Annotated in this window: 14 protein-coding genes; 13 read left to right on the top strand and 1 reads right to left on the bottom strand. The window is 67.1% G+C overall.

Translation table 11 applies throughout. The features are described from left to right. The first annotated feature begins 127 nt into the window (after positions 1–127). The 12 genes from L632_RS0115450 (at position 128) to L632_RS0115395 (ending at position 11,366) form a co-directional block, all read left to right on the top strand. Entirely contained in the window at positions 128–739 is a 612-nt protein-coding gene (locus tag L632_RS0115450; RefSeq protein WP_028713550.1) for an autoinducer binding domain-containing protein, read from the top strand. A 67-nt stretch (positions 740–806) separates the two neighbouring features. Further along, positions 807–1,397, top strand: coding sequence for an acyl-homoserine-lactone synthase (locus tag L632_RS0115445; protein WP_028713549.1), 591 nt, complete (start codon positions 807–809; stop codon positions 1,395–1,397). A 61-nt stretch (positions 1,398–1,458) separates the two neighbouring features. Next, a complete protein-coding gene (locus tag L632_RS0115440; protein WP_028713548.1) occupies positions 1,459–2,787 on the top strand; it encodes a replication-associated recombination protein A in 1,329 nt (442 codons plus the stop codon). Then, positions 2,784–3,158 (top strand): fluoride efflux transporter CrcB, encoded by a 375-nt coding sequence (gene crcB / locus L632_RS0115435; RefSeq protein ID WP_028713547.1) that lies wholly within the window; start codon positions 2,784–2,786, stop codon positions 3,156–3,158. Before L632_RS0115440 ends, crcB begins: the two co-directional genes overlap by 4 nt. Next, a complete protein-coding gene (locus L632_RS0115430; RefSeq protein ID WP_028717094.1) occupies positions 3,155–4,201 on the top strand; it encodes an RluA family pseudouridine synthase in 1,047 nt (348 codons plus the stop codon). The genes crcB and L632_RS0115430 overlap by 4 nt, the downstream gene beginning before the upstream one ends. A 6-nt stretch (positions 4,202–4,207) precedes the next feature. Further along, positions 4,208–4,870: an HAD family hydrolase gene (locus L632_RS0115425; protein WP_028717093.1), complete on the top strand. Its 663-nt coding sequence runs from the start codon at positions 4,208–4,210 to the stop codon at positions 4,868–4,870. Then, positions 4,863–5,573 carry an ATP12 family chaperone protein gene (locus tag L632_RS0115420; protein WP_028717092.1) on the top strand — a complete coding sequence of 237 codons (711 nt, stop codon included), beginning with the start codon at positions 4,863–4,865 and terminating at the stop codon, positions 5,571–5,573. The genes L632_RS0115425 and L632_RS0115420 overlap by 8 nt, the downstream gene beginning before the upstream one ends. Positions 5,574–5,726: 153 nt before the next feature. Next, complete coding sequence (locus tag L632_RS0115415) at positions 5,727–6,752, top strand: amino acid ABC transporter substrate-binding protein (RefSeq protein WP_028713543.1); 1,026 nt, start codon at positions 5,727–5,729, stop codon at positions 6,750–6,752. A 106-nt stretch (positions 6,753–6,858) separates the two neighbouring features. Then, the gene (locus L632_RS0115410) at positions 6,859–8,112 is read left to right on the top strand and encodes an amino acid ABC transporter permease (RefSeq protein WP_028717091.1); all 1,254 of its coding nucleotides are present in this window, start codon (positions 6,859–6,861) and stop codon (positions 8,110–8,112) included. A gap of 1 nt (position 8,113) precedes the next feature. After that, positions 8,114–9,568 carry an amino acid ABC transporter permease gene (locus L632_RS0115405; protein WP_028713541.1) on the top strand — a complete coding sequence of 485 codons (1,455 nt, stop codon included), beginning with the start codon at positions 8,114–8,116 and terminating at the stop codon, positions 9,566–9,568. Between the two features lie 10 nt (positions 9,569–9,578). Beyond that, positions 9,579–10,352: an amino acid ABC transporter ATP-binding protein gene (locus L632_RS0115400; RefSeq protein WP_028713540.1), complete on the top strand. Its 774-nt coding sequence runs from the start codon at positions 9,579–9,581 to the stop codon at positions 10,350–10,352. 165 nt (positions 10,353–10,517) lie between these two features. After that, positions 10,518–11,366: a calcium-binding protein gene (locus L632_RS0115395; protein ID WP_232215710.1), complete on the top strand. Its 849-nt coding sequence runs from the start codon at positions 10,518–10,520 to the stop codon at positions 11,364–11,366. Between the two features lie 72 nt (positions 11,367–11,438). On the opposite strand, the gene L632_RS0115390 is transcribed toward L632_RS0115395, so the two are convergent. Further along, complete coding sequence (locus L632_RS0115390; RefSeq protein ID WP_028713538.1) at positions 11,439–12,299, bottom strand: D-amino-acid transaminase; 861 nt, start codon at positions 12,297–12,299, stop codon at positions 11,439–11,441. A gap of 166 nt (positions 12,300–12,465) precedes the next feature. Here L632_RS0115390 and L632_RS0115385 point away from each other — a divergent pair, with 166 nt between their 5' ends. Next, entirely contained in the window at positions 12,466–13,422 is a 957-nt protein-coding gene (locus L632_RS0115385) for an L-malyl-CoA/beta-methylmalyl-CoA lyase (protein WP_028713537.1), read from the top strand. Positions 13,423–13,453 lie beyond the last annotated feature (31 nt).

Here is a 13,453-nt window from a genome sequence, read left to right as displayed (position 1 = left end):
GTGCCGCCGAGTTGACCCGACGGCAGTCCGAAAAACGTCGCTCGCAAGCACGGTATTGCTTGAATACACTGTGAACCGTGCCATTTTTCCTGGTAACTCGAAGAAAACGCAATCTGTCCAAAACGTCATGTCATCTCGCGCGGAAATCAATGCAGCACTCGCCAAGCTGAAAAAGCTCGCTCCGGCGGGCTATTTCATCGGGCTGCACATTCGTTTTGCTGCACCGCTGATGCAGTTCCAGACCTATAACAAGGAATGGGCTCAGCGCTATTCCGAACGGGCCTATGCCCTGCGCGACCCCACCATCGCCTGGGGCTTCTCGACGACCGGGGCCTGCCGATGGAGCGTGCTGCCCATCCCGGACCCGTTTTCGATTCTTCAGGACGCCGCGGATCATGGCCTGCGCTACGGGCTGGCGGTGGCGCACGGCCCGATCAAGTCGCGCACGATTTGCTGCTTTGCCCATGACAAACGGGAATTCACGGATGACGAGATCGAAGCGATCTCGACAATGGTACGACGGCTTCACGATATCACAGAGCCGCCGGAGAGCCTGACGAAGGCTCAGCAAGAGGCCCTTCGGTGTATCGCAGAGGGCGATCGTCATGCAGCGGCGGCTGCCAAGCTTGGTATTACGGAAAGCGCATTCAAGGCACGTCTCATCTCGGCACGCGAACGACTCATGGCGCGCACGACGGCCGAGGCGCTGCAACGGGCCAAGGACTACCGCTTGCTGTAATACGGTCCGTCCGCCGTTGCGGTTTACACCTGGGGGCCACCACCACAAAGAACCCCAGGAGAAGACCATGCAGACCACCACACTTTCCTTCGCCAACCTCCACAATCACGGCGAGCTCTTCGCGAATATCTTCCGCGCCCGCAAGCAGAGCTTCATCGTCCAGAAGCGCTGGAACCTGCCCCAGACGGACGACATGGAGTTCGACCAGTACGACACGCCCATGAGCCGCTGGGTGGCGATCCATGAAAACGGCCGGGTGCTGGCCGGCGTGCGCCTGACGCCCACCACGGCGCGCTGCGGCATGTATTCCTACATGATCCGCGATGCCCAGCTGGACCTGCTGGGCGGCTCGATCCCGCAGAACCTGCTGGACGAACCGGCGCCGGTCGAGGCCGGCACCTGGGAAGCCAGCCGGCTGTTCGTGGACCATACCATCCCGCAGCGCGAGCGGCGGCGCGTGCACCTGAACCTCGTGCACGAGATGACCAATTCGGCCCGTGAGCTTGGCGCCTCGCGCCTGGTCTGCCTGGTCGCCTCGACCTGGCCGCGCTGGCTGGTGCCCTGCGGTCTGGACGCGCAGGCCATGGGTCCGGTGGTCTGGATCGACGACGGCTATTTCCAGTGCGTCTCGATCAACCTGGCGGCCAAGATGCACTGATGCACGACGCCAGGAGGAGGGCCTTTCGCAGGTGATGCGGGCGGCGTAACATGTCGCCCGCATGGCAGACCTATTCGACACAGAGCCCCCCTTGGGCGAACCCGCGCGCAGCGCCGCCCGCCCCCTTGCCGACCGGATCCGTCCGGCGCGGCTGTCCGATGTCGTTGGCCAGGACAAGGTGCTTGGCCCCGACGGCCCGCTGGGCGCCATGCTCGGCGCCGGCAGCCTGTCCTCGCTGATCCTCTGGGGACCGCCAGGGGTCGGCAAGACCACCATCGCCCGGCTTCTGGCACAAGAGACGGACCTGGCCTTCGTGCAGATCTCGGCGATCTTTTCCGGAGTGCCGGAACTGCGCAAGGTGTTCGAGGCCGCCCGCCTGCGCCGGAGCCAGGGCCGCGGCACGCTGCTGTTCGTCGACGAGATCCATCGCTTCAACAAGGCGCAGCAGGACAGTTTCCTGCCGCATATGGAGGACGGCACCATCACCCTGGTCGGTGCCACCACCGAGAATCCCAGTTTCGAGCTGAACGCCGCCCTGCTGTCCCGCGCCCAGGTCATCGTGCTGGAGCGGCTGAGCCTTGCGGACCTGGAACGCCTCGCGCAGCGCGCCGAGCAGGAGCTGGGCCGCGCCCTGCCGCTGACCGGCGAGGCCCGCGACCGGCTGCTGGAAATGGCCGACGGCGACGGCCGCGCGGCGCTGAACCTGATCGAGCAGGTGATGGCCTGGAGGGCGACCGGCAAGCTCGACACCGACCAGATGGCGCAGCGGCTGATGCGGCGTGCGGCGAAATACGACAAGTCCGGCGACGAGCATTACAACCTGATCTCGGCCCTGCACAAATCGGTGCGCGGCAGCGACCCGGACGCGGCGCTTTACTGGCTGTCGCGGATGCTCGAGGGCGGCGAGGACCCGCGCTATCTTGCCCGGCGCCTGACCCGCATGGCGATCGAGGATATCGGCCTGGCCGATCCGGCGGCGCAGCGCCATTGCCTGGACGCCTGGGCGCTTTACGAACGCCTGGGCAGCCCCGAGGGCGAACTGGCGCTGGCGCAGGCGACGATCTATCTGGCGCTGGCGCCGAAATCGAACGCGGGCTATGCCGCCTACAAGGCGGCGCGCGACCTGGCGCGGCGCTCGGGCAGCCAGATGCCGCCCAAGCATATCCTGAACGCGCCGACCGGGCTGATGTCGGAACAGGGTTACGGCGCCGGCTATGCCTATGACCACGATGCCGAGGACGCCTTCTCGGGCCAGAACTATTTCCCCGACGGCATGAAGCGCCCCGTGTTCTACCTGCCCGTCGAGCGCGGATTCGAGCGCGATCTGAAAAAGCGCGTTGAATGGTTCGCCGGGCTGCGCCAGAAGCGGCGGGCAGAGGACAAAGCATGAAACATACCTTCCTTCAGGTCGCGCTGGGTGGGGCCTTGGGTTCCGCGGCGCGCTACGGGGTCAATATCCTGGCCGGCCGGCTGACCCCCGGCTTCCCGCTGGGCACGCTGAGCGTGAACATCGCCGGCTGCCTGGCGATGGGCCTGCTGGCGGCCTTGCTGGCGCATCGGGGCGGCCAGCATCTGGCGCCCTTCCTGCTGACCGGGATGCTGGGCGGCTTCACCACCTTTTCCGCCTTTGCGCTGGACACCATGACCCTGTGGGAGCGCGGCGCCGCCGTCACCGCGCTCGGCTATGTGCTGGGTTCGGTGCTGCTGTCGCTGGCGGCGGTGACCGCCGGGCTGGCCCTTGGCCGGGGGATCTTCGCATGAGCAGCGTGCAGACCATTCGCGTCGGCGCGGACGAGGGCGAGCAGCGCATCGACCGCTGGCTCAAGAAGCGGTTTCCGCAGCTGACCCAGGGCGCGGTCGAGAAATGGTGCCGGACCGGCCAGTTGCGCGTCGATGGCGGCCGGGTCAGGGCCAATACCCGCATCGAGGCCGGGCAGGAGGTGCGCGTGCCGCCTTTGCCCGAGGGCGCCGCCCCCGCGCCGGCGGCGAAGCCGCGCGTCAAGCTGTCGGATGCCGAGATGATCCAGTCCTGCGTGTTGTGGCGGGACGAGCACGTCATCGCACTGAACAAGCCGCCGGGCCTGCCCTCGCAGGGCGGCTCGGGGCAGGGCGACCGGCATGTGGACGGGCTGACCGAGGCGCTGATGTTCGGCTACAAGGACCGGCCGAAGCTGGTGCACCGGCTGGACAAGGACACGTCGGGGGTGCTGCTGCTGGCGCGCACCGACCGCATCGCCCGCGCGCTGTCCGAGGCGTTCCGGCACCGGCTGACCCGCAAGATCTACTGGGCCGCCGTGGCGGGCGTGCCGCATCCGCGCATGGGCTCGATCAAATACGGGCTGGTGAAGGCGCCGGGCCGCGGCCGGGGCGGCGAGGGCGAGAAGATGATGGCCGTGCATCCCTCGGATGTCGCGGCGACCGAGGGCGCCAAGCGCGCCCATACCGATTACGCGGTGCTGGACGCGCTGGGCGGCCGGGTCGCCTGGGTGGCCATGGTGCCCGTCACCGGCCGCACCCACCAGCTGCGTGCCCATATGGCCGAGATCGGCCATCCCATCGTCGGCGACGGCAAATATGGCGGCTCGGGGCAGGAGAACCTGGGCGACGGCTGGGGCGCCCAGCTGGGCGGAGAGATCAGCCGCAAGCTGCATCTGCACGCCCGCATGATCCGCTTCGAGCATCCGATCACCAAGAAGCTGATCACCGTCACCGCGCCCTTGCCCGAGCATATGGCGCGCACCTGGAAGACTTTGGGCTGGGCCGAGCAGGACGTGCCCGAAGACCCCTTTGCCGATCCCGCATAGGCCGCCATGAGACTGGTCATCTTCGACATCGACGGCACGCTGGTGGACAGCCAGCAGGAAATCACCCAGGCGATGAATCACGGCATGAGCGCCGCCGGCCTGCCCGAGATGGAGCCCGCGCGCATCCTGTCCATCGTCGGCCTGTCGCTGCCGGTCGCGGTCGAGCGGCTGCTGCCCGGCGCAGGCCCCGATCTGCACGAGCGCGTGGTGGCCGGCTATCGCGAATCCTTCATCGCCGCGCGCGCGGCCGGGGCGCTGCCGCCGCTTTATCCCGGCGCGCTGGACTGCCTTGATGCGCTGGCCTCGCTGGACCGTGTGGCGCTGGGCATCGCCACCGGCAAGCCGGCGCGGGGGCTGGCGGCGATTCTGGATGCGCATGGGCTGACCGCGCGTTTCGTCACCCGGCAATCGGCCGACGGCCATCCCTCGAAGCCGCATCCGGCGATGCTGGAAAGCGCGCTGTCGGAAACCGGCGTGGGCGCCGGGCGGGCGGTGATGGTCGGCGATTCCACCTTCGACATGGAAATGGCGCGGGCGGCTGGCATGGCCGGTTTCGGCGTCGGCTGGGGCTTCTGCCCGGCCGAGGCCCTGCAGGCGGCCGGGGCGCGGCTGGTCGCGCCGGATTATCCCGCGCTGACCCGGGCATTGCTGGAGTGGGCCGATGAGTGAATGGAAGGCGCGGCGCTTCTGGGCCTCGGTCGCGATCCACAAGGAAGAGGGCGCCTGGGCCGTGCTGCTGGACGAGCGCCCCTTGCGCACCCCGGGCAAGCAGCCGCTGCGCCTGCCGACCGAGGCGCTGGCGCTGGCCGTCGCCGGGGAATGGCAGGCGGTGCACGAGGTGATCGACCCCAACCGCATGCCGCTGACCCGCGCCGCCAATTCGGCCATCGAGAAGGTCGTGCCGCAGTTCCACGAGGTTGCGGCGATGCTGGGCGATTACGGCGGCACCGACCTTCTGTCCTATCGCGCCGAGGCGCCCGAGGCGCTGGTGCGCGCCCAGGCCGCGGGCTGGGACCCGCTGATCGACTGGGCGGCGACCGAGCTCAGGGCGCCCCTGCGCATCACCCATGGCGTGATCCCGGTGCCGCAGGACCCGGCGGTGCTGCTGAAACTTCAGGCAGAAGTCGCGGCGCTGGACCCGTTCGGGCTGACGGCACTGCACGATCTCGTGACCCTGCCCGGCTCGCTGATCCTGGGGCTGGCGGTGATCCGCGGCCGGATCGATGCCGAGACGGCCCATGCCCTGTCCCGGATCGACGAGGAATTTCAGGCACAACGCTGGGGCCGCGACGCCGAGGCCGACGAGGCCGCCGCCGCCCGCCTGGCCGCCATGCGCGATTCTGAGCGGTTCTGGCGTCTCAGCCGCGGCTGAAACGGTTCGTTTGGGTTCTTTCTTGACGCATCGCCCTCCATCGGCACAATGCCGCTTATGGGGGCATAAACGCTCCTTGCTCAAACGGGCTCGCCAACGGGCCTCGCATCGGCTCATTCCTGGGCGAGACCGGGAACAACAGTGGGGAAATCAATGAAGAAATCAGTATTCTTCGGCTCGGTAACGGCGGTCGCCCTGGCGGCCTCGGGTGCTCTGGCCGCGGAAGGCGACACGCTGAGGGAGGTCAAGGCCCGCGACGTGCTGAACTGCGGCGTGAACACCGGCCTGATCGGCTTTGCCGCCCCGGACGCGAACGGCAACTGGTCCGGCTTCGACGTCGCCTTCTGCAAGGCCATGGCCGCCGCGGTGCTGGGCGACGCGACCAAGGTGAAATACGTGCCGACGACCGGGCAGACCCGCTTCACCGCGCTCTCCTCGGGCGAGGTGGACCTGCTGGCCCGCAACTCGACCTGGACCTTCCAGCGCGACACCGACCTCAAGCTCGACTTCATCGGCGTGAACTATTACGACGGCCAGGGCTTCATGGTCCGCAAGGACCTGGGCGTTTCCTCGGCCAAGGAGCTGAACGGCGCCACGATCTGCATCCAGACCGGCACCACGACCGAGCTGAACCTGGCCGACTATTTCAAGGCCAACAACATGGAATACCGGCCGGTCAACATCGACAGCAACGCCGAGGGCGAACAGCAATACATGGCCGGCGCCTGCGACGCCTATACCACTGACGCCTCGGGCCTGGCCGCGACCCGCGCCAGCTTCGCGGACCCGGAAAACCACATCATCCTGCCCGAGATCATCTCGAAGGAGCCGCTGGGCCCGGCGGTGCGCCACGGCGACAACAACTGGGGCGACATCGCGCGCTGGACGCTTTACGCGCTGATCGCGGCCGAGGAATACGGCGTCACCTCGGCCAATATCGACGAGCTGGCGAAATCCTCGCAGAATCCCGAGGTGCAGCGCCTGCTGGGCACCACCGACGAGCTGGGCAAGATGATCGGGCTGGACGCCGAATGGGCGAAGCGCGCCATCAAGGCCGGCGGAAACTATGGCGAGATCTTCGCCGCCACCATCGGCGAACAGACCCCCATCGGCCTGGCGCGCGGCCTGAACGCGCAATGGACCCAGGGCGGCCTGATGTATGCGATGCCGTTCCGGTAAGCGCATCCGACAAGGGCGGGCGGGGGCGCATCCCCCGCCCGCACATGACAAGCCGGCAAGCCAGAGGCCAAAGGCCCGAATTCAGCCGGATACAGGGGGTTAATACATGGTCACCTACACGGGGGCGGACACTCCGCCGTTCCGGTTGTCGATGCTGATCTATGATCGGCGCTATCGCTCGCTGACCCTGCAAGCCATCGTCTTCATCCTGGTGATGCTGGCGGCGAGCTGGCTGATCGACAACACGCTGCGCAACCTGTCCGCCATGGGCAAGACGCTCAGCTTCGATTTCCTTTTCCGCCGCGCGGGATATGACATTCCCCAGCAGCTGATCCCGTACAATTCCGACGATACCCATCTGCGCGCCACCGTGATCGGGCTGCTGAACACGCTGCTGGTCTCGATCCTGGGCTGCATCGCGGCGACGATCCTGGGCGTGATCGTGGGTGTGCTGCGCCTGTCCTCGAACTGGCTGATCGCGCGGCTGATGACGATCTATGTCGAGGTCTTCCGCAACATTCCCCTGCTTCTGTGGATCCTGGTCTGCCTTGCGATCTTTACCGAGGTCATGCCGCCGCCCAACGCCTATCGGGGCGAGAACCCGGCCGCGGACATGATCCTGTTCGACATGATCGCGCCGACCAACCGCTATACCGCCATCCCCTCGATCGGCATGACCAACCCGCCCGGCACCCTGTCGCTGGGGCGCGAGGGGATCAGCTGGGCCTTCATCGCCTTTGCCGTGGTCATCGCCGCCGCCTGGACCGGCTGGCGCGTGCTGCGGCGCTGGGCGCAGCGGGTGCAGGACCGGACCGGCAAGCGGCCGCGGACCTGGTGGATCAGCCTGGCGATGTTCGCCGTGCCGGTGCTGTTCCTGACCTGGTATTTCGGCCTGCACCTGATCCCGCCGGTGCTGCGCGGCTTCAACTTCGCCGACGGCATCAACCTCGACAACGCCTTCGTGGTGCTGTGGCTGGCGCTGACGCTCTATACCGGCGCCTTCATCGCCGAGATCGTGCGCGCCGGCATCCTGGCGGTCAGCAAGGGCCAGACCGAGGCGGCCTTTGCCCTGGGCCTGCGGCCGCGCCGCACCATGTCGCTGGTGGTTCTGCCGCAGGCGCTGCGGGTGATCGTGCCGCCGCTGATCTCGCAATACCTGAACCTGACCAAGAACAGCTCGCTGGCCATCGCCGTCGGCTACATGGACCTGCGCGGCACGCTGGGCGGCACCACGCTGAACCAGACCGGGCGCGAGATGGAATGCATGGTGCTGATGATGGGCATCTATCTGGCGCTCAGCCTGATCATCTCGGCCGGGATGAACATCTTCAACGCCCGCGTCAAGCTGAAGGAGCGGTGAGATGAGCGAGACGCATTCCGAAACCGTCGCCTATGTGCGCGAGACCATGCTGCCGCCCGAGCCGCCGCCGCTGGCCGAATCCGGCGCGATCAAATGGCTGCGCGAGAACCTGTTCTCGGGGCCGCTGAACATCGCGCTGACCTTTGTCGGGCTGGGCATCGTCTGGCTGGTGGTCGGCACCGTCGGCCCCTGGCTCTCGCATTCGGTCTGGAACGCCGGCAGCATGGCCGAATGCCGGCAGATCATCGCCGAGACCTGGGGGCAGGGCGCCTCGGGCGCCTGCTTCGCGCTGATCAAGCATCGCTGGAACCAGTTCCTGTTCGGCTTCTACCCGCAGGCGCTTTACTGGCGCCCGGTGCTGGCCTTCGGCCTGCTGTTCCTGGCGCTGGCGCCGGTGCTGTTTGCCGACAGCGCCCGGGCGCGGCGCGTGGTGCTGGGCCTGTCGGTGGTGCTGACCTTCGTCATCGCCGCGCTGCTGGGCGCCGGCACCGGGGCGCTGCTGGGAATGGCGGCGCTGATGCTGCTCTGGTCGGCGCTGATCGAGACCCGGCCGCAATGGTCGCTGCTGGCCAGCCTGGTCTATCCCTTCATCGCCGTCTGGCTGCTCTGGGGCGGATCGCTGTGGAGCGAGGCGATGGTGCTGGCCGGCTTCGGCATCGGCTTCGCGGTCTGGCGTCTGCTGGCCTCGCGTTTCGGCCTGCTGGCCTTTGCGCTGGGGGTGGTGGCGGCCGCGGCCTGGTGGCTGCTGCTGGCCGGGCCGCTGGCTTCGGCGCTGGCGGGGATGCTGCCGCTGCGGCTGCGCCCGGTCTCCTCGGACCAGTTCGGCGGCTTTGTGCTGTCGATCACCATCGGCGTCGCCGGCATCGCGCTGTCCCTGCCGCTGGGGGTGATCCTGGCCTTGGCGCGGCGCTCGGACCTGCCGGTGATCAAGATGCTGGCGGTGATGTTCATCGAGTTCATCCGCGGCGTGCCGCTGATCACGCTCTTGTTCGTGGCCTCGCTGCTTCTGAACTATTTCCTGCCGCCGGGCACGAATTTCGACATCATCCTGCGGGTCATCATCATGGTGACGCTGTTCGCCGCCGCCTATATGGCCGAGGTGATCCGCGGCGGGCTGGCCGCCCTGCCCAAGGGCCAATACGAGGCCGCCGACGCGCTGGGACTGGACTACTGGAAGGCGCAGCGGCTGATCATCCTGCCGCAGGCGCTGAAGATCTCGATCCCCGGCATCGTCTCGACCTTCATCGGCATGTTCAAGGACACGACGCTGGTCGTCTTCGTCGGGCTCTTCGACCCGCTGAAGGCCATGGCCGACACCATCCGCGCAAGCTTCGAATGGAAAGGCGCCTATTGGGAGCCCTACATCTTCGTCGGCGCGATCTTCTTCATCCTCTGCTTCGGCATGTCGCGCTATTCCATGTATCTGGAACGCCGGCTGAAGCGCGACCACCGCTGAGGAGACCTGCATGACCACCGGAACCGCACCCGCCCCCGCCCTGAGCGACGAGACCGCGATCGAGATCGTCAAGCTCAACAAATGGTATGGCACCTTCCACGTGCTGCGCGACATCGACCTGGTGGTCAGCCGGGGCGAGCGCATCGTCATCGCCGGGCCCTCGGGCTCGGGCAAGTCCACGCTGATCCGCTGCATCAACCGGCTGGAGGAGCACCAGTCCGGCAAGATCATCGTGGACGGGACCGAGCTGACCAACGACCTGAAGAACATCGACAAGGTGCGCTCCGAGGTCGGCATGGTGTTCCAGCATTTCAACCTGTTCCCGCATCTGACCATCCTCGAGAACTGCACGCTGGCGCCGATCTGGGTGCGCAAGATCCCCAAGCGCGAGGCCGAGGAGACGGCCATGCATTTCCTGACCAAGGTCAAGATCCCCGAGCAGGCCCATAAATATCCCGGCCAGCTGTCGGGCGGCCAGCAGCAGCGCGTCGCCATCGCCCGGGCGCTGTGCATGCGGCCGCGGATCATGCTGTTCGACGAGCCGACCTCGGCGCTGGATCCCGAGATGATCAAGGAGGTGCTGGACACCATGATCGAGCTGGCCGAGGACGGCATGACCATGCTGTGCGTCACCCATGAGATGGGCTTCGCCCAGGCGGTGGCGCATCGGGTGATCTTCATGGACCAGGGCCAGATCGTCGAGCAGAACACCCCGAAGGAGTTCTTCAACAACCCCCGCTCCGAACGCACCAAGCTGTTCCTGTCCCAGATCCTGGGGCACTGACCGGCGGCGGCGCCGCAGGGGGACTTCGCGTCCCCCGTCCGCCGCGGGCGCGGCGGACTCCCTCTGCGGGATATTTGCCCAAGAAAGAACCCGGGCGTGTTCCGGCGGTTGCCGGGCGGGGCGGGGCCGGTCTATCTTGCCGGCGACCGCTTTGGAGACTTCGTGATGAACCAGACCATTTTCCTGATGCTGGGCTTGCTGGGCCTTGTCGGTATCGGCTCGCTGGTATCCGGCAATGACGACGACCATCCGCCGGAAGGGCCCGCCGACGATCCCCGGCTGCATGGCGATGCGCTGATCGAGGGCGACGAGGAGGACAATGTCCTGACCGGCACCGACGGCGATGACGGCATCCTGGGCTATGACGGCGACGACCTGATCGATGGCGGTTCGGGCAACGACCTGATCGGCGCGGGCTATGGCGACGATACGGTCCTGGCGGGCAGCGGCGACGACGAGATCTATCTGGGCAGCGGGGACGACCTTTACGGCGCGCTGGACCTGGGCGCCGACGAGGGCAGCGATACCATCGACGGCGGGCTGGGCAATGACACGATCATCACCAATCTGGGCCATCACTCGATCACCGGCGGCGAGGGCGACGACCGGATCGAGGATCACGGCGGTTCGGTCTATATCGACGGCGAGGAGGGCGACGACCTGATCCTGTCGCCCGATGCCTCGGACCCCGAGCGGCCGGATACGCTGCTGGGCGGCGAGGGCAACGACACGATCCATGCCGGGGCGGGCGACATCGTCGATGGCGGCGACGGCGCGGATCTGATCATGCTGCGCAGCGATGCGGGCGGCGCGGCGGATATCGCCTATGGCGGTGCGGACAACATCACCATCACCCTGGCCGAGGATTATGCCGGCGACGAGGAATACGAGCTGGTGCAGGACGGCGACGATGTGCGCGTGGTGCTGAACGGCGAGGACATCGCCATCCTGCGCGACACGCTGGCCCGCGACGTGCGCGCGATCAGCCTGGTGCGCGAGACCGCCGCGACCTGATCCCCGGGGGAGGGAACGCGAAGGGGCGCGCGGGCTGTCCCGCGCGCCCCTTGGGTTTCCGCTGGTCGCGGCTCAGACCGCCGTCTTCAGCGATTCCTCCAGATAGAGTTCGCGCAGGCGGGTCGCCACCGGGCCGGGCGTGCCCTGGCCCAGCTTCACGCCGTCGATCTCGACCACCGGCAGCACGAAGGCCGAGGCCGAGGTGAAGAAGGCCTCGTCCGCGGCCTGCGCCTCTTCGATGGTGAAGGGGCGTTCCTCGATCTGCATCTGCGCCTCGGCGGCATAGCGCAGCAGCGAGGCGCGGGTGATGCCGTGCAGGATGTCGTTCGACAGCGGGCGGGTGACGATCTTGCCGTCCTTGACGATATAGGTGTTGTTCGAGGTGCCCTCGGTCACGAAGCCGTCCTCGACCAGCCAGGCGTCGTCGGCGCCCCTGGCCTTGGCCTCCATCTTGGCCATCGAGGGATAGAGCAGCTGCACCGTCTTGATGTCGCGCCGGTGCCAGCGCAGGTCGGGGATCGAGATCACCCGGAGGCCGGTTCTCGCCTGCGGATTGGCGGCGAGGCCGGGCTTGGACTGGGTGAACATCACAACGGTCTGCGGCGTGTCCTCGGGCGGATAGGCGAAGTCGCGGTCGCCGGGATTGCCGCGCGTCACCTGCAGATAGACCATGCCCTCGGTCACGTCGTTCAGCGTCACCAGCTGGCGATGCGCGTGAAGCCATTCCTCGTCCGTCAGCGGGTTGCCCATGCCCAGCTCGGCCAGCGAGCGGGTCAGGCGCTTCATGTGGCCGGCGAAATCCAGCAGCTTGCCGTCCAGCACGCTGGTCACCTCGTAGACGCCGTCGCCCATCACGAAGCCGCGGTCGAAGATCGATACCCTGGCCTCGGTTTCCGGCAGGTAGTCGCCATTCAGATAGACGGTGCGGGTCATGTCGTTTCTCCTGTCCCAGAGGCTTGCAACGCGGTCCTGCGCCGAAAGCGGCAGGGCGTCAAGATGCGGGCGTTTTCGCAGGCGCAAAATCAGCTTGATGCAGATGCAGCAACTATCTATCAGTTTTGCAGCAACGTTTGAAACATCCTTACCCGAAAGGCACGCCATGTCCTTCCGCACGCAACCCGCCCCGCCCGCCCGCCTGAACCGCTGCCAGCTTTTCGGACCCGGCTCGCGCGAGGCGCTGTTTGCCAAGATGGCCGGCTCGGCCGCCGATGTCATCAACCTGGATCTGGAGGATTCGGTGGCGCCGGACGACAAGGAGCAGGCGCGGCGCAACATCATCCAGGCCATCGGCGACATCGACTGGGGAACCAAGACGCTGTCGGTCCGCATCAACGGGCTGGACACGCCCTGGTGGTATCGCGACGTGGTGGACCTGCTGGAGCAGGCCGGCGAGCGGCTGGACCTGATCATGATCCCCAAGGTCGGCAATGCCGCCGACATCTATGCCGTGGACGCGCTGGTGACCGCCATCGAGGCCGCCAAGGGCCGGCAGAAGCGCATCGGGCTGGAGGTGATCATCGAATCCGCCGCCGGCATCGCCCATGTCGAGGAGATCGCCGCCGCGAGCCCGCGGCTGCAGGCGATGAGCCTGGGCGCGGCGGATTTCGCCGCCAGCATGGGCATGGCCACCACCGGCATCGGCGGCACCCAGGAAAACTACTACATGCTGCATGAGGGCGCGAAATACTGGTCGGACCCCTGGCATTGGGCGCAGACCGCCATCGTCGCCGCCTGCCGCACCCATGGCGTGCTGCCGGTCGACGGCCCCTTCGGCGATTTCAGCGACGACGAGGGTTTCCGGGCGCAGGCCCGTCGCTCGGCCACGCTGGGCATGGTGGGCAAATGGGCGATCCATCCCAAGCAGGTGGCGCTGGCGAACGAGGTGTTCTCGCCCAGCGAAAAGGCGGTGACCGAGGCGCGCGAGATCCTGGCGGCGATGGAAGAGGCCAAACGGACCGGCGCCGGCGCGACCGTATACAAAGGTAGACTGGTTGACATAGCGTCCATCCGTCAGGCACAAGTGATCGTGCGTCAGGCGGAATTGATCAACGCCTGATCAGAAGGATACCTGGGCGGCTACGCGGGGA

Origin of the sequence: Paracoccus sp. J39 (genome assembly GCF_000518925.1) — a bacterium.
Taxonomy (GTDB): Bacteria; Pseudomonadota; Alphaproteobacteria; order Rhodobacterales; family Rhodobacteraceae; genus Paracoccus.
The sequence above is the reverse complement of the archived record's forward strand: the minus strand, read 5'-3'. Positions and strand labels throughout refer to the sequence as shown.

Excerpts from the sequence above, each read along its gene's own strand:
- L632_RS0115410 (WP_028717091.1), top strand. The coding sequence starts at position 6,859 with ATGGTCACCTACACGGGGGCGGACACTCCGCCGTTCCGGTTGTCGATG.
- L632_RS0115405 (WP_028713541.1), top strand. The coding sequence starts at position 8,114 with ATGAGCGAGACGCATTCCGAAACCGTCGCCTATGTGCGCGAGACCATG.
- L632_RS0115395 (WP_232215710.1), top strand. The coding sequence starts at position 10,518 with ATGAACCAGACCATTTTCCTGATGCTGGGCTTGCTGGGCCTTGTCGGT.
- L632_RS0115425 (WP_028717093.1), top strand. The coding sequence starts at position 4,208 with ATGAGACTGGTCATCTTCGACATCGACGGCACGCTGGTGGACAGCCAG.
- L632_RS0115400 (WP_028713540.1), top strand. The coding sequence starts at position 9,579 with ATGACCACCGGAACCGCACCCGCCCCCGCCCTGAGCGACGAGACCGCG.
- L632_RS0115440 (WP_028713548.1), top strand. The coding sequence starts at position 1,459 with ATGGCAGACCTATTCGACACAGAGCCCCCCTTGGGCGAACCCGCGCGC.
- L632_RS0115390 (WP_028713538.1), bottom strand. The coding sequence starts at position 12,299 with ATGACCCGCACCGTCTATCTGAATGGCGACTACCTGCCGGAAACCGAG.
- L632_RS0115385 (WP_028713537.1), top strand. The coding sequence starts at position 12,466 with ATGTCCTTCCGCACGCAACCCGCCCCGCCCGCCCGCCTGAACCGCTGC.
- L632_RS0115450 (WP_028713550.1), top strand. The coding sequence starts at position 128 with ATGTCATCTCGCGCGGAAATCAATGCAGCACTCGCCAAGCTGAAAAAG.
- L632_RS0115430 (WP_028717094.1), top strand. The coding sequence starts at position 3,155 with ATGAGCAGCGTGCAGACCATTCGCGTCGGCGCGGACGAGGGCGAGCAG.
- L632_RS0115415 (WP_028713543.1), top strand. The coding sequence starts at position 5,727 with ATGAAGAAATCAGTATTCTTCGGCTCGGTAACGGCGGTCGCCCTGGCG.
- L632_RS0115420 (WP_028717092.1), top strand. The coding sequence starts at position 4,863 with ATGAGTGAATGGAAGGCGCGGCGCTTCTGGGCCTCGGTCGCGATCCAC.
- crcB (WP_028713547.1), top strand. The coding sequence starts at position 2,784 with ATGAAACATACCTTCCTTCAGGTCGCGCTGGGTGGGGCCTTGGGTTCC.
- L632_RS0115445 (WP_028713549.1), top strand. The coding sequence starts at position 807 with ATGCAGACCACCACACTTTCCTTCGCCAACCTCCACAATCACGGCGAG.